Origin of the sequence: Serratia sp. JSRIV002 (assembly GCF_019968725.1) — a bacterium.
GTDB classification, from domain to species: Bacteria; Pseudomonadota; Gammaproteobacteria; order Enterobacterales; family Enterobacteriaceae; genus Chania; species Chania fonticola_B.
Genome location: NZ_CP074143.1, coordinates 5,832,248 through 5,849,885, shown reverse-complemented (window position 1 = coordinate 5,849,885; position 17,638 = coordinate 5,832,248). Strand labels below are relative to the sequence as shown.

Sequence of the window (17,638 nt, the reverse complement as noted above, 5' to 3'; positions counted from 1 at the left end):
TAAAAAACCCCGGGAAACCGGGGTTTTGTCATTTCAGGCCGGATAAAATCAGGCTTTTTTCGCCAGGGCAGCGGCTTTGACGATCACGGCGAAAGCGTCAGCTTTCAGTGATGCGCCGCCAACCAGCGCGCCGTCGATGTCTGGCTGAGCAAACAGCTCTGCAGCGTTCTTATCGTTCACGGAACCGCCGTACTGGATGATCACTTCGGCAGCGACTGCAGCGTCTTGCTTGGCAATATGGTCACGGATAAATTTGTGTACTGCCTGAGCTTGCGCTGGGGTGGCAGATTTACCGGTACCGATAGCCCACACTGGCTCATAAGCGATGACGGTGCCTTTGAACGCTTCAGCGCCCTGGGTTTTCAGCACGGCGTCGATCTGGCGCGCACAAACTTCTTCGGTTTTACCCGCTTCGTTTTCTGCTTCGGTTTCACCGATGCACAGCACTGGGATCAGGCCAGCGGCTTTCAGCACGGCAAATTTCTCGGCGATCGCTGCGTCGGTTTCTTTGTGATAGGTACGGCGCTCTGAGTGGCCGATGATGATGTATTCAGCACCGACGTCTTTGAGCATGGTGGCAGAAACTTCACCGGTGAAGGCGCCAGACAGGTTGATGTCGACGTTCTGTGCGCCCAGAGCGATGCGGCTGCCACCCAGTGCGTGCTTGGCCAGATCCAGATACATGACTGGAGGTGCGATGGCAACGCCACAACCGTCAACGCTGCTCAGTTCTTTACGCAAGGCGGCGATCAGTTCGTTAACCATGTGAACGCTGCCGTTAAGCTTCCAGTTACCCATTACTAATGGATGACGCATGTGTTTTCCTCCAAAAAGGGGACGCGAGAGTCTAAATGACAACTGCCGGACAGGCAGTTTACCTGCCCAACAGTATAGAGATGAATCAGTGCAAAGGCTTTGCTTTTTGTCATTAATTGCTGGGGTATCAGGGTTCAGATAGCGTTAGCTTAATCGGTTCAACGGCGAAGGTTACCCCCTTATCGCCGTTATCTGCTACCACATAGCGTATTGCCCCGACCTGTTGTTGGTAGAAGTAGGAGCCTTTGCCTTTTTCCAGCAGGTTGTTCACCTTGATGATGCTTTCTTCCACGGTGAGTGTCGGTTCAAACTGGCGGCTCAGGGCTGCCATGTAGTTCACTGCGATGGCTTTGGCCGCTTTTTCTTCGCCATCCTGCAACAGCAAATGGGTAATTTGCAGGGTTTTAATCTTACCGGTGCCCTTTTCCAGCGCGGTAGAGGCGTACAGGTTTTCGTTAATCTTGCTGGCCGCGCGGGTCAGCAAAGGAGAGTCATCCTCTCTTGAGGGGACTACGCGGAATTCACCAATCGGCAGCGTTGGGTTGTCGCGGTTGTACTTTTCGCGAAATTGCACCACCGTCAGATCGAAGGTCGGCGCGCCAGCCAGCAAGTAGGGGGCGTTCGCCGGGGCTTCGGTAGGCGTATCCGGTGGATCGGCCCAAGCACTGCCGATGGGGGAGCACAGGCAGGCTATAACGATGATTTTTTTCAGCATGGTATACGGCATCGGTAACAAAGATGACTCCGATTAAAACGATAACCTGGGCGAATTGTCAAAAATTCCGCGTGATTGTCGTTTGCTGACGCAAGGCGGTGCGATGGTCTGCGTTTTTCCGGGGCTAGCTCAACCCGGTATGGCCTATGTTACACTGCGGCGCAGAATATGGGCAGGCCAAGAGTGCATGAATCGATGAGCTTACAGCAATGGTGTTTTTCCTTTAAGGGCCGTATCGGGCGGCGCGACTTCTGGATCTGGATGGCTGTCTGGGTAGTGCTGATGGCGGTGGCTTTCACGCTGGCCAACTACGATGTGGTAGCGATCCAGACCATCGCCTTTTGCATTGTGGCGCTGCTGTGGCCAACGGCGGCGGTGCTGGTCAAGCGCCTGCACGATCGCAATAAAAAGGGCTGGTGGGCGTTGCTGTTGATCCTGGCGTGGATATTGGCAGCCGGTAACTGGCAGATGTTGGCACCGGTCTGGCAGTGGGGCGTGGGGCGTTTTATTCCGACGCTGATTGTGGTGATGATGGCGATCGATCTGGGGGCTTTTCTGGGCACCCCAGGGGATAACCGATTCGGGCCAGAGGCCGAACCGGTAAAATTCCGCTGAACTACCAGTAATGCTCGCTGGTGATATGGCCCGGCTTGCGGCGCAGATGTTTGCGCATCTGGTACTTCTCTTTCAGCGTTTGCTGGGTATCTCGCACCATCTGCGGGTTGCCGCACAGCATCACATGGCTGGTTTCGGCATCCAGGGTCAAACCAACTGCCGCTTCCAGCCGCCCATCCTCCAGCAGAGCCGGAACGCGCCCGGTCAATGAGCCAGCCACCTCTTCGCGGCTGACCACGGTTTGAATGCGCAGTTTGCCGTTAAAACGCTGTTGCAGCTGCTGCATCAGCGGCAGGTAGCTGAGATCGCGGGCAAATCGTGCGGCGTGCACCAGTACCAGGTTGTTGAAGCGATCCAGATCTTTGCCTTCTTGCAGGATCGACAGATAAGGGCCGATGGCGGTGCCGGTCGCCAGCATCCATAAGGTGTCGCAGTCTGGCACTTCTTCGAGCACAAAGAATCCGGCGGCTTCTTTGGTGACCATCACTTCCGCTCCGGGCTGCAACTGATGGAGGCTTGGGCTGAGTTTTCCTTCCGGCACTGTGACCAGATAAAACTCCAGGTTGGGATCGCTGGGGGCATTAACGTAAGAATAGGCGCGCTGAACGCGCTCGCCGCCTATTTCTAGTGACAGCTTGGCAAACTGCCCGGCGGTGAAACTGTCGATCGGGGCATTGACGGTGATGCTGAACAAGCCATCGGTCCAATGTTGTACCCCTGTCACTTTGCCATTAACCCATTCAGCCATACTTTTAACGCTCCCGTGGTCGGATCAAATAAGCACAATGTCGTGAGCCGGAGATGGCATGCGCGGTACGTTCTATCCGGTAGCCTTTACCAAACAGGCGATGGAACAGCTGCAGTTCGGAGTTGCACAGGTTGCTGCAAGTATGGGCCGCCACGCCGATCGGACAGTGGTTTTCCACCAGCAACATGCCCTGCGGGCTTTCCAACAGTTCCGCCATATAGCCGTCACGCTGGCGCAGGTTAACCAGGCGGTTGAGCTTGCTGAGATGGTCTTCTTCCTCTGCCAGCTCATCGGCGTACCGGTGATAGAGTTTATCCTCGCGCGCCCGGATCAGCTTTTCTATACCTTCGGCACCGAACAGCTCATGTGCAGACTCCAGCAGGATCGCCGAAAGCCGATCGTGTCCGTCGGCAAACTGGGCATGGCCCTGTTGGGTCAAAGACCAGTAACGCGTCGGGCGGCCTACTTTGGCGCGCGTTTCCTCGTAGCAAACCAGCTCACGTTGTTCAAGGGATTGCAGATGCTGGCGGATCCCCATCGGCGTGATTTCCAGCCGCTCTGCCAGCATTTTGGCAGAATGAGGACCCAAGGTTTTTAACTGCAATAAAATCAGCTCTGGTGTTTTCATAAAACCCAAATCCCTGTGGCGGTATCTTATTTCAAGTTGATGGAAATAATTATCGATTAAGTGTTAAAGCTAATCTGATGCAAGTTTATCATTTTTAACTCTTTCCCGTTATGACAACAGATACGTACAGTTTGATTTACGAGACTGGTAGCGATAGGTGCCAGTGTGACGGCGATCTATATTTGCCCGAAACTCGCTAAAAAAATCAGATTTGTTAGCTTATGCGTCGCTGAGAAGCTGCTCTGTGGTTCCCCCTGGGGTATTGGGCGGGGTTGAGTGTCGCAATACTGAATAAGTTAATGAAGATAATGAGAAAAGTTGAGAACTTCCACCTGCTGGTGATGCTGATCCTGCTGGTTGCCGTCGGTCAGATGGCACAAACCATTTATGTACCAATTATCGCCGATATTGCCCGCGATCTCTCGGTGCCCTCCGGCTCCGTGCAGCGCGTTATGGCGGCTTATCTGCTGACCTACGGCTTCTCGCAGCTGATCTACGGACCGCTTTCCGATCGCATTGGCCGCCGCCCGGTGATCCTGGCTGGCATGATGATTTTCCTACTTGGTGCCTTGGGCGCTTTGCTGGCCAACAGCCTATCGATGTTGGTAGCCGCCAGCGCGGTTCAGGGTATGGGCACCGGCGTGGCGGGCGTGATGGCCAGAACCATGCCGCGCGATCTGTATGCAGGCACTTCCCTACGTTATGCCAATAGCCTGCTGAATATGGGCATTCTGGTCAGCCCGCTGTTGGCTCCTGTGATTGGCGGGGGATTGGCGATGATGTTTGGCTGGCGGGCTTGTTATGGCTTCCTGCTGGTGTTGTGCGCCGGTGTAGCGTTTGCCATGTTCCGCTGGTTGCCGGAAACCCGGCCGCAGCAAACGGAAAAACGCCGTATGCTTTCCAGCTTCCGCCAACTGCTGGCGGACGGCACCTTCAGCTGCTATCTGGTGATGTTGATCGGTGCTCTGGCCGGTATCGCCGTCTTTGAAGCCAGCTGTGGCGTGTTGATGGGCGGGGTGTTGGGCCTGAGCGGTTTGACCGTCAGTATCCTGTTTATCTTGCCGATCCCGGCGGCGTTCTTTGGTGCCTGGTATGCCGGGCGTGACGGCAAATCCTTCCACAGTCTGATGTGGCATTCGGTGATCAGTTGCCTGTTGGCCGGGCTGATGATGTGGATCCCTGGTTGGTTCGGGGTGATGAATATCTGGACGCTGATCGTGCCTGCGGCGTTGTTCTTCTTCGGTGCCGGGATGCTATTCCCCTTGGCGACCACCGGTGCGATGGAGCCGTTCCCTTATCTGGCCGGGGCGGCGGGTGCTCTGGTGGGCGGCATGCAGAATATGGGGTCTGGACTGGCGACATGGTTGTCAGCCATGCTGCCGCAAACCGGGCAGTTCAGCCTTGGCTTGCTGATGTTTGCCATGGCGTTGTTGATTTTGCTGTGCTGGTGGCCGCTATCGAGCCGTATGCAGCATCAGGGACATACCGCCTGATAGAAACGGGGCGCGCTCTGCGCCCCTGAGCATTAAAGCAGGAATTCGTGCAGCGCTGCGTCTTTGCGATCCAGATAGTGGGTCGAACGGATGCGGCGGATAGTGCGCGATTTGCCCCGGATCAACAGGGTTTCGGTGGTGGCCATATTGCCTTTGCGGCTGATGCCCTCCAGCAGATCGCCTTTGGTGATCCCGGTCGCGGCAAAGATCACGTTATCGTTGCGCGCCATTTCATCCAGAACCAACACTTTACCGGCTTCGATGCCCATTTCTTTACAGCGGGCCAGCTCCTGCTCGCCAATACGGCGATTATCTTCGTTATCCCCTTTGACCTGATGGCGAGCCAGCAGGCGGGCTTGCATATCGCCATCCAACGCACGGATCACCGCAGCGGAGATCACGCCTTCCGGTGCGCCACCGATGCCGTACATCACATCCACTTCGCTTTCCGGCATACAGGTCAGGATCGAGGCGGCGACATCACCGTCGGGAATAGCGAAAACCTTCACCCCGAGCTGCTGCATTTCTGCGATCACCGCATCGTGGCGCGGTTTAGCCAACGTGATCACCGTCAGCTCCGTCAGTGGTTTACCCAGGCAGGCAGCGACGTTGTTCAGGTTGGTGGCTAGCGGCAAGTTGAGATCGATCACCCCACGCGCCTGTGGGCCGACGACCAGTTTTTCCATATACATATCAGGAGCGTGCAGGAAGGTGCCGCGGTCGCCTACCGCCAGGACAGCCAGCGCATTGGATTGCCCCATTGCGGTCATGCGCGTACCTTCGATGGGATCGACGGCGATATCCACCGCATCGCCCAGCCCGGTGCCGACGTTTTCGCCGATATACAGCATCGGGGCTTCATCAATCTCACCTTCACCGATCACGATCCGGCCATCGATATCCACTCTGTTGAGCATAATGCGCATGGCATTGACGGCGGCACCGTCGGCGGCGTTTTTGTCACCACGCCCCAACCATTTATAACCCGCAAGTGCGGCGGCTTCGGTAACGCGGGAAAATTCGATGGCTAATTCACGTTTCATGGCAAACCTGTCAGTGAGAAAAGGGAAGAAAATATCGGCAAAGTTTACCACAGGGGGGAGCTGGCAGGGCGAGGCAATAAAAACGCTGCCCGAAGGCAGCGCTGTTGCAGGGTAAAACGAATCAGTCGTGATCTTCCCAGGCTTGTGCACGAGCCACGGCCTTTTTCCAGCCGCTGTAACGGAAATTACGCTCGGTAGTTTCGATACCCGGACGGAATTCACGCTCGATGTTGGCTTTGCTCTTCACCTCATCCAGATCGCTCCAGTAGCCAATCGCCAGCCCGGCCAGATAGGCCGCGCCCAACGCCGTCACTTCACGCACTTCAGGACGTTCGACACGGGTGCCGAGGATATCGGACTGGAACTGCATCAGGAAGTTGTTGGCTACCGCACCACCGTCCACACGCAGCGATTGCAGACGGGTATTGGCATCGGCCTGCATAGCATCCAGCACGTCGCGGGTCTGGTAGGCGATAGACTCCAGCGTGGCGCGGATGATGTGGTTGCTGTTGACGCCGCGGGTCAGGCCGAAGATGGCGCCACGGGCATACGGGTCCCAGTAGGGGGCACCCAGGCCGGTAAAGGCGGGTACCACGTAGACGCCATTGCTGTCTTTGACCTTGGTGGCGAAGTATTCGGAGTCTGCGGCATCGCTGATCAGTTTCAGCTCGTCGCGCAGCCACTGGATAGAGGCCCCACCAATAAACACCGCACCTTCCAGCGCATAGTTCACTTCCCCGCGTGGGCCGCAGGCGATGGTAGTCAGCAGGCCGTGGCTGGAGCGTACTGCCTCTTTGCCAGTATTCATCAACAGGAAGCAGCCGGTGCCGTAGGTGTTTTTCGCCATACCCGGCTGAACGCAGAGTTGGCCATACAGCGCCGCCTGCTGGTCACCGGCGATCCCGGCGATAGGAATACGCGTCCCGCCTTTACCCCCGATGTTGGTCTGGCCATACACTTCGGAAGAAGGGCGGACTGCTGGCAGCATGGCGCGTGGGATATCCAGCGCCTCCAGCATACGATCGTCCCAGTCCAGCTCATGGATGTTGAACATCATGGTACGTGAGGCGTTGGTGTAGTCGGTCACGTGAACCCGCCCTTGGGTCATCTTCCACACCAGCCAGGTGTCGACGGTACCAAACAGCAGTTCACCGCGCTTGGCACGTTCGCGCGCGCCTTCGACGTGGTCGAGGATCCATTTGACCTTGGTGCCCGAGAAGTAAGGGTCAACCACCAGGCCGGTATTGTGGCGGATATACTCTTCCAGGCCATCACGCTTGAGTTTTTCACAGATGTCGGCGGTGCGACGACACTGCCAGACGATCGCGTTATAAATCGGCTTCCCGGTCTCTTTTTCCCAGACGATGGTGGTTTCACGCTGGTTGGTAATGCCGATCCCGGCGATTTGGTCCGAACTGATATCGGCCTTGGCCAGCACTTCGACCAAGGTGGAACTTTGTGAGGACCAGATTTCCATCGGGTCGTGCTCTACCCAGCCGGCCTTCGGGTAGATCTGCGTAAATTCACGCTGTGAAACCGCAACAATATTGGCATCGTGATCGAGCACTACGGCACGTGAACTGGTGGTTCCCTGGTCGAGGGCGACAATGTATTTTTTTTCGGTTGTCATAATTTTGAGTCCTACTGTGGTTAACCGTTTAAAGCCGTGCCAATCACGCTTTACGTTGTTCTGGTTTAGTGGCGGGTTGCTCTTCCTCGAAGCAAACGTCACAAGGCAGATGGCGACCGATCAGCGCGCGATAACCAAAGGCACCCAAACCTGCACCGACGATAGGGCCGAAGATAGGCACCAGGAAGTAAGGGATGTCGCGAGCGCCGGTGAAGGCCACGTTGCCCCAACCCGCTAGGTAGGCGAACACTTTCGGGCCAAAGTCACGCGCCGGGTTCAGTGCAAAGCCGGTTAATGGTCCCATAGAGGCACCGATGACGGCAATCAGAATACCGATCAACAGCGGTGCCAGCGGGCCGCGTGGAATGCCGTTGCCGTCGTCTGTCAGTGCCAGGATCAGGCACATCAGGATGGCGGTGATCACGGTTTCTACCAGGAAGGCCTGGCCAACGGAGATATGTGCATTGGGATACGTCGAGAAAATGCCGGCCAATTCGAGGCTTTCGTTGCTGCCACGCACCATCTGGTGGGCGGCTTCAAAATCAAAGAACAGACTGTAATACAGCCCGTAAACCAATGCTGCCGCGCAAAAGGCCCCCGCAATCTGCGCAACGATGTAAGGGAGTACTTTGCGTCCATCAAAGCAGGCGAACAGCCACAGCGCGAGCGTGACGGCCGGGTTCAGGTGAGCACCGGAAATGGCGGCGGTCAGATAGATGGCCATCGCCACCCCCAGGCCCCAAATGATACTGATTTCCCATTGGCCGAAGCTGGCACCTGCCAGTTTCAGCGCTGCAACACAGCCTACGCCAAAGAAAATCAACAGACCGGTGCCGAGGAATTCAGCGATGCACTGGCCTTTTAAGGTCGGACTGATGGTTTGGCTCATAATATTATTGTCCTGCAGACGACGGTTATAGGTTATCTAGGCTTGGCGCGTTGGCGTTGTGGCCTTGAGCTACAGAGTTTTTCTTCACGTCCTCTTATCGGTTGAGGATGTGATGTAAATTTATCGTTAACGAGCATAAACGAGAAATAGCGAAATCAAAATGTGTGTACTTCGTCATAAAATTGAGCGAATTCGCGTTGTTCGGTGTTCTTTCTGCGCCATAAAACGGTGATCTGACCAGTTATTTTGTCTCTATTTGTTAACAACCCTGCCGTTTGGCAGCGGTGACTTTCAGCTTTGACCGATAGCCAGGGTAGGAAAATTGCAACAGAGTGCGCGTTGGGTCGGTATGTTGCTAGACACTGGGGGGCTGGCTACTTACAATCGTTTTTATTGCGGGAAAGATTTTATCGAAACAGGCGTTGGGCCTGTTGGTTACGCGAGCATATTCGCAGTCGCTGCAGCTAAGGTTGCGGCGCTACTTATGGATGTACGCCTTGCTATCATGAGGGGACTGAAGAATGTCATTTGAAGTATTTGAAAAACTGGAAGCAAAAGTTCAGCAGGCGATCGATACCATCACGCTGTTGCAGATGGAAATTGAAGAGCTGAAAGAGAAAAACAATTCCCTGTCTCAGGAAGTCCAGAGTGCTGCGGGTAACCACGAGTCACTGGTGCGTGAAAACCAGCAGCTGAAAGAAGAGCAGCACGTGTGGCAAGATCGCCTGCGCGCATTGCTGGGTAAAATGGAAGAAGTCTGATCCATTAGCTCCAACGAAAAGGGCGCCTCAGGCGCCCTTTGTCATTTTCTGCGGTTACTCGATATCGAGCGGATCTTCAGAAAGGATGATGCCGGTGTTGTCGGCATACAGATGATCGCCAGAGAAGAAGGTCACACCGCCAAAATTAACGCGGATATCACTTTCGCCTATCGCTTCGCTGGTGGCTCCTACCGGGATTGCTGCCATCGCCTGAATGCCGATGTCCAGTTCTTCCAGATCGTCCACCTGGCGCACCGCACCGTAAACCACGATGCCTTCCCATTCGTTCTGAGTCGCCAGACGGGCCAGCTCCGCGTCGATCAGGGCACGGCGTACCGAGCCGCCGCCGTCGATCACTAACACGCGGCCACGGCCGTTTTCTTCGAGCAGTTCAAACAGCAGGCCGTTATCCTCGAAGCATTTCACCGTAGTGATTTGCCCGCCAAATGAAGTACGCCCGCCAAAGTTGGAGAACAGAGGCTCAACTACGTTGACCTCTTCCTGATAGATATCGCAAAGTTCGGAAGTATCGTATTTCATAGGATTTTACGTCTGTTTGCCGCTGGAATAACCAGTATATCCCTTTATTCGCCCCGTTGGCAAAATCATCAGTGCCAGGATGCGTTCTGCTACGCATGTCTCAACTAACTGAGCACCACGCCAATCGCAAACAGCACGTTGGCGAGCAACGCGGCCTTGACCATATGTTCCAGCATTGGACGCATGCCGACGGCCGTAGGGTCACGTAAGACACGCATTCCGTGGCGATACAGAAACGGGATGGCCAGCACAAACAGCCAGCCCCATAGGCTGTGCAGGTTAAGCAGGGTAAACAGGGCAAAGCAGACCACGGCGGCGATCAGCAGCGTTGCGTGGTAATAGCGCGCATTCTGTGGACCCAGGCGGACGGCCAGGGTATTTTTGCCGTTAGCGCGGTCACTTTCGATATCGCGCAGATTATTGATGTTCAACACCGCCGCTGCGAGCAGACCACAGGCGGTGGCTGGCAACATTACGACGCTATCGAAAGTGTGAGTCTGTAGATAGTAAGTGCCTGCCACGCTGAGCCAGCCGAAAAACACCAATACCGAAATATCGCCCAGCCCCAGATAACCGTAAGGTTTGGTGCCCACGGTGTAGGTAATGGCCGCGACAATCGCTAGCCCGCCCAGCACCAGGAAGCCCACCACATCGCTGGGTTTTTCACAGGCGACGGCGATTAGCCAGCAACCGGAAATGGCGATCAGCACTACCGTCAGCATCAAGGCCCGTTTCATCTGGCTTTGGGTGATCATGCCCTTTTGCATGCCGCGCAACGGACCGATACGGTCTTCTTTATCGCTGCCTTTTACCGCATCACCGTAATCGTTGGCCAGGTTGGAGAGGATCTGCAGCAGACCTGCGGTCAGCAGAGCCAACAGCGCCACGCCGGGCTTCAGGCTGCCCTGCCAGGCGGCGATCGCGGAACCGACAACGATGGAGGCAAAGGCCAATGGCAGGGTTCGTGGTCGTAAACTTTCCAGCCAGGCTCTGGCCGGGGTGGTGGTGGTTGATGAGCTCATATTTCGCTTCAGTAAGTCAAAAGACGGTGTCCGTTAAAAATAAATGTGGGAGGCAATGCCTCCCACAAAGATAACTGACAGGACAGTGATAGAGCGATTATAGGATAAAACGACTCAGATCTTCATCCGCTACCAGTTCATCCAGATGATTGCGCACGTATTCGGCGTCAATTGTAATGGATTGGCCGCCAATTTCACTCGCATCGTACGAAATATCTTCCATCAGACGCTCCAGCACGGTGTGCAAACGACGTGCGCCGATGTTTTCGGTGCTTTCGTTAACCTGCCAGGCGGCTTCAGCGATGCGGCGGATACCGTCAGCGGTGAAATCGATGGTGACGCCTTCGGTAGCCATCAACGCTTTGTACTGCTCGGTAAGCGACGCGCTTGGCTCGGTCAGGATACGTTCAAAATCTTCCGTGGTCAGCGCTTGTAGCTCAACGCGGATTGGCAGACGGCCTTGCAGTTCCGGGATCAGGTCGGAAGGGCTGGCAGTCTGGAATGCACCGGAGGCGATAAACAGAATGTGATCGGTTTTCACCATGCCGTGCTTGGTCGATACCGTACAGCCTTCCACCAGCGGTAGCAGGTCGCGCTGGACGCCCTCGCGGGACACGTCTGGGCCGGAGCTCTGGCCACTGCGCTTACAGATTTTGTCGATCTCATCGATAAACACGATACCGTGCTGCTCAACGGCTTCCACCGCCTGCTCTTTCAGCTCTTCCGGGTTTACCAGCTTGGCCGCTTCTTCTTCGATCAGCAGCTTGAAGGCTTCCTTGATCTTCACTTTACGCGGTTTCTGCTTCTGCCCACCGAGGTTCTGGAACATCGATTGCAGTTGATTGGTCATTTCTTCCATGCCCGGAGGAGCCATGATTTCCACGCCCATCGGGGCTGCAGCCAGATCGATTTCGATTTCTTTATCGTCCAACTGACCTTCACGCAGTTTCTTGCGGAATGCCTGGCGAGCGGCAGAGGGTTCTTGCTGCTCTTCGGCCTGGCCCCAGTTGTTTTTGGCCGGCGGGATCAGCACGTCGAGAATGCGTTCTTCTGCCATCTCTTCCGCACGGGTGCGGTTTTTCTCGATCGATTGCAGACGCACCATTTTCACGGCAGCATCGGTCAGATCGCGGATGATAGAGTCCACTTCCTTACCCACATAGCCCACTTCGGTGAACTTGGTGGCTTCTACCTTGATGAAGGGAGCGTTGGCCAGTTTAGCCAGACGGCGGGCGATCTCGGTTTTACCGACGCCAGTTGGGCCGATCATCAGAATGTTTTTTGGGGTCACTTCGTGACGCAGCATCTCGTTGAGCTGCATCCGGCGCCAGCGGTTGCGCAGGGCAATGGCGACGGCACGTTTGGCTTTGTTTTGGCCAATGATGTAGCTGTCCAGTTCGCTGACGATCTCGCGCGGGGTCATTTCAGACATGGTATTCGATCCTTACGCTTTGGAAGGCAATTCTTCAATGGTGTGGAAATGGTTGGTGTAAATACAGATGTCACCGGCGATGTTGAGGGATTTATCCACGATCTCGCGGGCGCTTAATTCGGTATTTTCCAACAGCGCACGAGCGGCAGACTGGGCATAAGGGCCACCAGAACCGATCGCAATCAAATCATTTTCAGGCTGGATCACGTCACCGTTACCGGTGATGATCAGCGAGGCATTCTCATCGGCTACCGCCAGCAGGGCTTCCAGTTTGCGCAGCATGCGGTCGGTACGCCAGTCTTTGGCCAGCTCAACGGCCGCTTTTACCAGATGGCCCTGGTGCATTTCCAGCTTACGCTCGAACAGTTCGAACAGGGTGAAAGCATCAGCGGTACCCCCGGCGAAACCGGCAATCACTTTATCGTTATACAGGCGACGGACTTTTTTGACGTTGCCCTTCATTACCGTGTTGCCCAGTGTGGCCTGGCCATCGCCACCGATCACTACCTGGCCGTTGCGGCGTACGCTTACAATTGTTGTCACGAGCAGACCCTCGTTGCGGACGGAAAGAAGTCCCCGCAGCCTCTGCGTTGGCAGAGACTGCGAGGCATATTGAGACTATAGATGGGGGGAGATTGACGCTTTTCAACCCCCGACGGAGAGGGGAATGCAACTTGACATGCCAATGCCTTTCAGGCGCGACAGGGTTTTGTCTGCGGCGGCGCGGCTGCTGTATGGGCCGAGCATCACACGATTCCAGCCACCGCCTGCGGTGACCCGGCTTTCAACCCCTTCAAACGCCAGCTGTGCCCGTACCGACTCGGCCTGATCGGCTGCGCGGAACGAACCACATTGCACCATCCACTTCTGCTTCGACTCCGGTTTGGTTTCCGGCTTGGCCGCTTCCGTTTTTACTTCTTGTTTCACTTCTGGCTGACGGGTCTGCACTTGCGGAGTCACGGCCTGGGGTTTTGGTTGCTGTACCTGCGGCTTCGGCTGTTGTACCGGTTGCTGCTGCACGGGTGCTGCGCCGTTGTTGAACGGGTTGCGAGGCTGAGTGGTCTGCTGTTGCTGTACCGGTGGCGCTATCTGCTGCTGTACCGGCTGTTGTACCTGTTGTGGCCGCCCACCGTTACGCAGCTGTGAAGGATCGTTGTAAGGCACCTCAGACAGTTGCGTTGGGCGCTGCTGCATATCGGCCTGCATCTGCTCCAGCAATTGGCGCTGTTCGTCGGTCAACTGCGTTTTGGAGTTGACCTCTCCCCCGGCGGTTGGCTCGGTAGGTGTCTTGACGCCGATCTGGCGGTTCTCCAGCTCTTTGATGTAACGCCAACGCTCTTCCGGCTTCGGTGGCAGACCGTTGCCCGGGCGTGTGCCATGCGTAGGCAACATCGGCGTTTCATCCGGTTTGTTGTGGGTAATGAAATAAAGACCACCGATAAAGACAACCAGAATGGCGACGGCAAGCGCCACCACGGTTTTGGATACCTTTGGAGAACTGCGTTTTTTACGGCTGGGGGTCTTGCGCCGCGCTGCTCCTGAGCGCCCGCGGCCTACATAGTCTCTCTGTGCCACTATAATTCCGCTGTGTCGTGATGAGGTTAAAACCTATCCTCTAGCTATTTTATCGGCCATTTTGCATCAGCTTACTGCCCTGTAGGTGTAGGCAGGCTCCGGGGAGCGGTTCTGGCAAAATGACCACAACAATGATCATTACGCCGGTTTGGCCGGCGCTGGGTCAGCCATGTTACTTAACCCAAAAATATTTGACTAGCGTTTAGGGGCCGCGGTGCTGCCTCTGATGATCAATTCACTGTCCAGTAACCGGGAACCGCTGTTCACGGTTTGCCCATGCAACTGTTCCAGCAGCAGCAACATCGCCTGCTGACCAATCTGGAAGCGGGGCTGTGCCACGGTGGTCAGTGGCGGATCGCAATACTGCGCCAGCTTGATATCGTCAAAGCCGACAATCGACAGATCCTGCGGTACACGCAAGCCCAGCTTTTTCGCCTGGGACAATACGCCGATCGCCATGACGTCGCTGTGACAAAAGACCGCCGTTGGCGGTTTCGGCAGCGCCATCAGTGAGGCTAACGCCTGCGCACCGGCTTCGTAGGTGAAGTCACCCCGGGTAATATAGCTGCTTTCGACGGTAATGCCATTACGGCGTAGCGCCTGAATGTAGCCTTGCAACCGATAATGGCTCAGCGGCATCTGTTCTGGCCCGGCGATACAGGCGATCTGTTTATGGCCAAGCTGATGCAGATAATGTACGGCTTCAAACGCGGCGGTCAGGTTGTCGATATGTACCGTTGGCAGTTCCAGCTCCGGTGCAAACTCGTTGGCCATTACCATTGGCGGCAGGTTGCGTTGCTCTTCCTTGCTGGCGTCGAAAGGCAGGTTGGAGCCGAGCAGCAGCATGCCATCGATTTGTTTGGTGATGATCAGGTTAACGAAGGTGCGTTCCTGTTGGTTCTGCTGCGCACAGTCGCCGATCAGCACCAGGTAACCCTGCTGCGCTGCCGTTTGTTCGATCCCCTGGATCACGTCGGCAAAAAACGGATCGCAGATGTCCGGGACGATCACCAGGATAGTGCGGGATTCATTGCGTTTGATATTGCGTGTCAGGGCATGAGGGGAGTAACCCACGGCCAGCACGGCCTGTTCCACTTTCTGGCGCGTTGGCGTTGACACCTTTTCCGGATTCATCAGCGCACGCGACACGGTTGCCGTGGAAACGCCGGCCATTTCGGCAACGTCTTTCATGGTCGCCATGGGTAATTCTTGCTTGTGTTCCAACGCCTTTCTCCTTGCGTCAGCACCCGGCTAACGCGGTTACTTCAGTTTGCTCAAAAAGTCTGGCATGCAGTGGTGGTGGTGTTATTTTTAGCGTCATCCACATTCAAGCATTCCATTGCCTGGCTGAAAAAATGCCTTCACCGACATTCTAAACAGATTACGGGCCGCTTTTGTTACCTAATTTGCATGAAAAGTGTGACGCAGGAAGGTTTTTTCGTGTTCGCTCGCAAATTGTGGTGTAAACGTTTGCTTTTAACCATGGAATTGAGAGTTTTCTTAATCAACTATCAATGGGATCAACGTCTAACGTCCATTTGACTTTACGTGCCTGAGGCAGGGTGCCAATCAATGGCAACGTGCTTTTTATCAGGTGCTGTAACAGTTTTCTGGACGGGTGCTGCAACAACAGTTGCCAGCGGAAGCGACCCCCGCGTTTGGGTTGCAGTGCCGGAACCGGGCCCATTACCCACAGCGAATCATCCTTCAGCGGGCTGGCTTCCAACAGATTGCGTAGCTGCTGTAAGAACAGCGGTGCCTGCTGATTATCGTGATCTTCCGAACGCACGATGATGTGGCTGGTGTAGGGCGGCAGGAAGACGCTGCTACGCTCGGCCAGGGTTTGCTTGGCAAAAGCGTCGTAACCCTGTTGTAACAGGATTTGCAGTAGCGGGTGCTCTGGGTGATGGGTTTGCAGCAGCACCTCGCCCTGCTTGCCCGCCCGCCCGGCACGGCCTGAAACCTGAGTATAAAGCTGGGCAAACCGCTCGGCAGAACGGAAATCGGCGGAGAATAGCGCGCCGTCCACGTCAAGCAACGCTACCAAGGTGACATCTGGGAAGTGGTGGCCTTTGGCCAGCATTTGCGTGCCGATCAGGATACGCGGGCCGCCACGGTGAATATCGGCCAGATGCTGTTCCAGCGATCCCTTGCGGCTGGTGGTATCGCGATCGATACGGGTAATGGCGGTTTCCGGGAACAGGGGAGCCAGTTCGTTCTCCAACTGTTCAGTACCGACGCCGACGGAAACCAGGTTGGTGGTACCGCACTGCGGGCACTGATGTGGCACCGGGCGCTGGCTGTCGCAGTGGTGGCAGCGCAGCTGGCGTTGATGCTGGTGGAACGTGTAGTAATGGTCGCAGCGCTGGCATTCGGCGATCCAACCGCACTCATGGCACAGCAGCGCGGGGGCATAGCCACGGCGGTTAAGGAACAGGATCACCTGATTGCCGTTCTTCAGGTGGTGCTGCATGCTTTTCAGCAGAGGCTGAGAGAGCCCGACCTTCAGCGGCAGGCCTTTCAAATCGATCAGATGCTGATTGGCCGGTTTGGCGTTGCCTGCCCGCTGGGTCAGTTTGAGCTGGCGGTATTTGCCTAACTGCACGTTGTGCAGCGTTTCCAGCGCCGGTGTTGCAGAGCCCATCACTAGCGGGATGTTTTCGGCGTGAGCGCGGAATACCGCCAGATCGCGAGCGTGATAGCGCCAGCCTTCCTGCTGTTTATAGGAGCTGTCGTGTTCTTCGTCGATGATGATCACCCCAAGGCGTGAGAAGGGGGTGAACAACGCCGAGCGGGTGCCGATCACAATGGCGGCTTCACCGCTGCGCGCGCGTAGCCAAACGGCCAGCCGTTCGCTGTCGTTCAGGCCGGAGTGCAGGACTTCTACCGGTGCGTTGAAGCGTTCACGAAAGCGAGCGATGGTCTGCGGGGTGAGGCCGATCTCCGGCACCAACACCAGCGCCTGCTTACCTTTCGCCAGGATATTTTCCAGCACGCTGAGGTAAACCTCTGTTTTGCCGGAGCCGGTGACCCCGGCCAGCAGCCAGGCGGCAAACTGCTCGTCTTCACTGCGGATAGCGCCCACGGCGGTGGCCTGCTCGGTATTGAGCCGCAATCGTTCGCCGAGCACGGCAAAGCCTGGCCGCCAATCCTGCGTTGCCACAGTTTGCGAACGCAGGTCGATCAAGCCTTTGGCCCGCAGCGCCTGGAGCGCGCTTTCCGTCAGCTCCAATTCGCTGACCTGATGGCGATACACCGGGCGTTGCAGCAGTGCCGCCAGTGCCTGTTGCTGCTTTGGCGCACGCTTCAGGCTTTCCGGCGGGGTTGCGCGCCCCTGCTCGGTAGCAAACCATTGCCACAGCGGGGCGGCTTCTGCGGGCTTACCCTGACGCAGCAGAATGGGCAGCGCATGGAACAACACTTCACCGATCGGGTAATGGTAGTATTCGCTGGCCCACAGCAGGATGCGCCACAGGCTGGTGGTGAACAGCGAGTCGTTATCCAGCAGGCCATCGATGGGCTTGAGCTTTTCCAGCGGCAGTTCACTGGTCTCGCTGCTGCCGGTGATGATGCCTATCGCCCGTTGCTTTCCCCAAGGCACACTGACTCGCGCGCCGATGACCGGCTGCAGGCCTGCGGGCAGCAGATAATCGAAGGTGCGGGCAAGGGGAACCGGTAGAGCAACGTGTACAACAGGCATGTGGCTGTCCAGGTAGAAAAAAGTGTTGGCT

General features: G+C 56.1%; 17 protein-coding genes. 3 read left to right on the top strand and 14 right to left on the bottom strand.

Features of this window, described 5'->3' with window-relative positions:
- Nucleotides 1-48 precede the first annotated feature (48 nt).
- Both tpiA and KGP26_RS27400 read right to left on the bottom strand, forming a co-directional pair.
- Nucleotides 49-816 carry a triose-phosphate isomerase gene (tpiA, locus tag KGP26_RS27405; protein ID WP_021181878.1) on the bottom strand — a complete coding sequence of 256 codons (768 nt, stop codon included), beginning with the start codon at nucleotides 814-816 and terminating at the stop codon, nucleotides 49-51.
- 127 nt (nucleotides 817-943) lie between these two features.
- Nucleotides 944-1,531, bottom strand: coding sequence for a DUF1454 family protein (locus tag KGP26_RS27400; RefSeq protein WP_209529740.1), 588 nt, complete (start codon nucleotides 1,529-1,531; stop codon nucleotides 944-946).
- Between the two features lie 195 nt (nucleotides 1,532-1,726).
- Here KGP26_RS27400 and KGP26_RS27395 point away from each other — a divergent pair, with 195 nt between their 5' ends.
- On the top strand, nucleotides 1,727-2,146 hold the full coding sequence (locus tag KGP26_RS27395; protein WP_021181880.1) for a DUF805 domain-containing protein: 420 nt from the start codon (nucleotides 1,727-1,729) through the stop codon (nucleotides 2,144-2,146).
- 1 nt (nucleotide 2,147) lies between these two features.
- Here the strand turns inward: KGP26_RS27395 and fpr are convergent, their stop codons facing one another.
- Together fpr and KGP26_RS27385 are read right to left on the bottom strand one after the other, a co-directional pair.
- A complete protein-coding gene (gene fpr, locus KGP26_RS27390) occupies nucleotides 2,148-2,894 on the bottom strand; it encodes a ferredoxin--NADP(+) reductase (RefSeq protein WP_021807228.1) in 747 nt (248 codons plus the stop codon).
- Nucleotides 2,895-2,898: 4 nt separating this feature from the next.
- Nucleotides 2,899-3,522 carry a metalloregulator ArsR/SmtB family transcription factor gene (locus tag KGP26_RS27385; RefSeq protein ID WP_021807227.1) on the bottom strand — a complete coding sequence of 208 codons (624 nt, stop codon included), beginning with the start codon at nucleotides 3,520-3,522 and terminating at the stop codon, nucleotides 2,899-2,901.
- A 308-nt stretch (nucleotides 3,523-3,830) separates the two neighbouring features.
- Here KGP26_RS27385 and emrD point away from each other — a divergent pair, with 308 nt between their 5' ends.
- On the top strand, nucleotides 3,831-5,015 hold the full coding sequence (gene emrD / locus KGP26_RS27380) for a multidrug efflux MFS transporter EmrD (protein WP_021807226.1): 1,185 nt from the start codon (nucleotides 3,831-3,833) through the stop codon (nucleotides 5,013-5,015).
- Between the two features lie 32 nt (nucleotides 5,016-5,047).
- On the opposite strand, the gene glpX is transcribed toward emrD, so the two are convergent.
- From glpX to KGP26_RS27365, 3 genes are all read right to left on the bottom strand, one after another.
- The gene (gene glpX / locus KGP26_RS27375; RefSeq protein WP_059199387.1) at nucleotides 5,048-6,058 is read right to left on the bottom strand and encodes a class II fructose-bisphosphatase; all 1,011 of its coding nucleotides are present in this window, start codon (nucleotides 6,056-6,058) and stop codon (nucleotides 5,048-5,050) included.
- 121 nt (nucleotides 6,059-6,179) lie between these two features.
- Nucleotides 6,180-7,688, bottom strand: a complete 1,509-nt coding sequence (gene glpK / locus KGP26_RS27370; RefSeq protein ID WP_021181885.1) for a glycerol kinase GlpK — start codon at nucleotides 7,686-7,688, stop codon at nucleotides 6,180-6,182.
- 43 nt (nucleotides 7,689-7,731) lie between these two features.
- Nucleotides 7,732-8,577 (bottom strand): MIP/aquaporin family protein, encoded by an 846-nt coding sequence (locus KGP26_RS27365; RefSeq protein ID WP_021807225.1) that lies wholly within the window; start codon nucleotides 8,575-8,577, stop codon nucleotides 7,732-7,734.
- A 521-nt stretch (nucleotides 8,578-9,098) separates the two neighbouring features.
- Here KGP26_RS27365 and zapB point away from each other — a divergent pair.
- Nucleotides 9,099-9,338, top strand: a complete 240-nt coding sequence (gene zapB, locus KGP26_RS27360) for a septal ring assembly protein ZapB (protein WP_021181887.1) — start codon at nucleotides 9,099-9,101, stop codon at nucleotides 9,336-9,338.
- 54 nt (nucleotides 9,339-9,392) lie between these two features.
- On the opposite strand, the gene rraA is transcribed toward zapB, so the two are convergent.
- The 7 genes from rraA to priA all read right to left on the bottom strand — a co-directional run bounded on the left by rraA (nucleotide 9,393) and on the right by priA (nucleotide 17,607).
- The gene (rraA, locus tag KGP26_RS27355) at nucleotides 9,393-9,878 is read right to left on the bottom strand and encodes a ribonuclease E activity regulator RraA (protein WP_021181888.1); all 486 of its coding nucleotides are present in this window, start codon (nucleotides 9,876-9,878) and stop codon (nucleotides 9,393-9,395) included.
- Nucleotides 9,879-9,982: 104 nt separating this feature from the next.
- Entirely contained in the window at nucleotides 9,983-10,900 is a 918-nt protein-coding gene (locus KGP26_RS27350) for a 1,4-dihydroxy-2-naphthoate polyprenyltransferase (protein ID WP_021807224.1), read from the bottom strand.
- Nucleotides 10,901-10,997: 97 nt separating this feature from the next.
- A complete protein-coding gene (hslU, locus tag KGP26_RS27345) occupies nucleotides 10,998-12,332 on the bottom strand; it encodes an HslU--HslV peptidase ATPase subunit (protein ID WP_021807223.1) in 1,335 nt (444 codons plus the stop codon).
- 12 nt (nucleotides 12,333-12,344) lie between these two features.
- Nucleotides 12,345-12,875, bottom strand: a complete 531-nt coding sequence (gene hslV, locus KGP26_RS27340) for an ATP-dependent protease subunit HslV (RefSeq protein WP_021807222.1) — start codon at nucleotides 12,873-12,875, stop codon at nucleotides 12,345-12,347.
- A gap of 102 nt (nucleotides 12,876-12,977) precedes the next feature.
- Complete coding sequence (ftsN, locus tag KGP26_RS27335; protein ID WP_037376434.1) at nucleotides 12,978-13,907, bottom strand: cell division protein FtsN; 930 nt, start codon at nucleotides 13,905-13,907, stop codon at nucleotides 12,978-12,980.
- A gap of 195 nt (nucleotides 13,908-14,102) precedes the next feature.
- Nucleotides 14,103-15,131 (bottom strand): DNA-binding transcriptional regulator CytR, encoded by a 1,029-nt coding sequence (gene cytR / locus KGP26_RS27330; protein WP_024482873.1) that lies wholly within the window; start codon nucleotides 15,129-15,131, stop codon nucleotides 14,103-14,105.
- Between the two features lie 280 nt (nucleotides 15,132-15,411).
- A complete protein-coding gene (priA, locus tag KGP26_RS27325) occupies nucleotides 15,412-17,607 on the bottom strand; it encodes a primosomal protein N' (protein WP_179248757.1) in 2,196 nt (731 codons plus the stop codon).
- Nucleotides 17,608-17,638: the final 31 nt, after the last annotated feature.

Excerpts from the sequence above, each read along its gene's own strand:
- KGP26_RS27400 (WP_209529740.1), bottom strand. The coding sequence starts at position 1,531 with ATGCTGAAAAAAATCATCGTTATAGCCTGCCTGTGCTCCCCCATCGGC.
- KGP26_RS27365 (WP_021807225.1), bottom strand. The coding sequence starts at position 8,577 with ATGAGCCAAACCATCAGTCCGACCTTAAAAGGCCAGTGCATCGCTGAA.
- KGP26_RS27395 (WP_021181880.1), top strand. The coding sequence starts at position 1,727 with ATGAGCTTACAGCAATGGTGTTTTTCCTTTAAGGGCCGTATCGGGCGG.
- hslU (WP_021807223.1), bottom strand. The coding sequence starts at position 12,332 with ATGTCTGAAATGACCCCGCGCGAGATCGTCAGCGAACTGGACAGCTAC.
- emrD (WP_021807226.1), top strand. The coding sequence starts at position 3,831 with ATGAGAAAAGTTGAGAACTTCCACCTGCTGGTGATGCTGATCCTGCTG.
- tpiA (WP_021181878.1), bottom strand. The coding sequence starts at position 816 with ATGCGTCATCCATTAGTAATGGGTAACTGGAAGCTTAACGGCAGCGTT.
- fpr (WP_021807228.1), bottom strand. The coding sequence starts at position 2,894 with ATGGCTGAATGGGTTAATGGCAAAGTGACAGGGGTACAACATTGGACC.
- rraA (WP_021181888.1), bottom strand. The coding sequence starts at position 9,878 with ATGAAATACGATACTTCCGAACTTTGCGATATCTATCAGGAAGAGGTC.
- glpX (WP_059199387.1), bottom strand. The coding sequence starts at position 6,058 with ATGAAACGTGAATTAGCCATCGAATTTTCCCGCGTTACCGAAGCCGCC.
- KGP26_RS27385 (WP_021807227.1), bottom strand. The coding sequence starts at position 3,522 with ATGAAAACACCAGAGCTGATTTTATTGCAGTTAAAAACCTTGGGTCCT.
- KGP26_RS27350 (WP_021807224.1), bottom strand. The coding sequence starts at position 10,900 with ATGAGCTCATCAACCACCACCACCCCGGCCAGAGCCTGGCTGGAAAGT.
- glpK (WP_021181885.1), bottom strand. The coding sequence starts at position 7,688 with ATGACAACCGAAAAAAAATACATTGTCGCCCTCGACCAGGGAACCACC.
- priA (WP_179248757.1), bottom strand. The coding sequence starts at position 17,607 with ATGCCTGTTGTACACGTTGCTCTACCGGTTCCCCTTGCCCGCACCTTC.
- zapB (WP_021181887.1), top strand. The coding sequence starts at position 9,099 with ATGTCATTTGAAGTATTTGAAAAACTGGAAGCAAAAGTTCAGCAGGCG.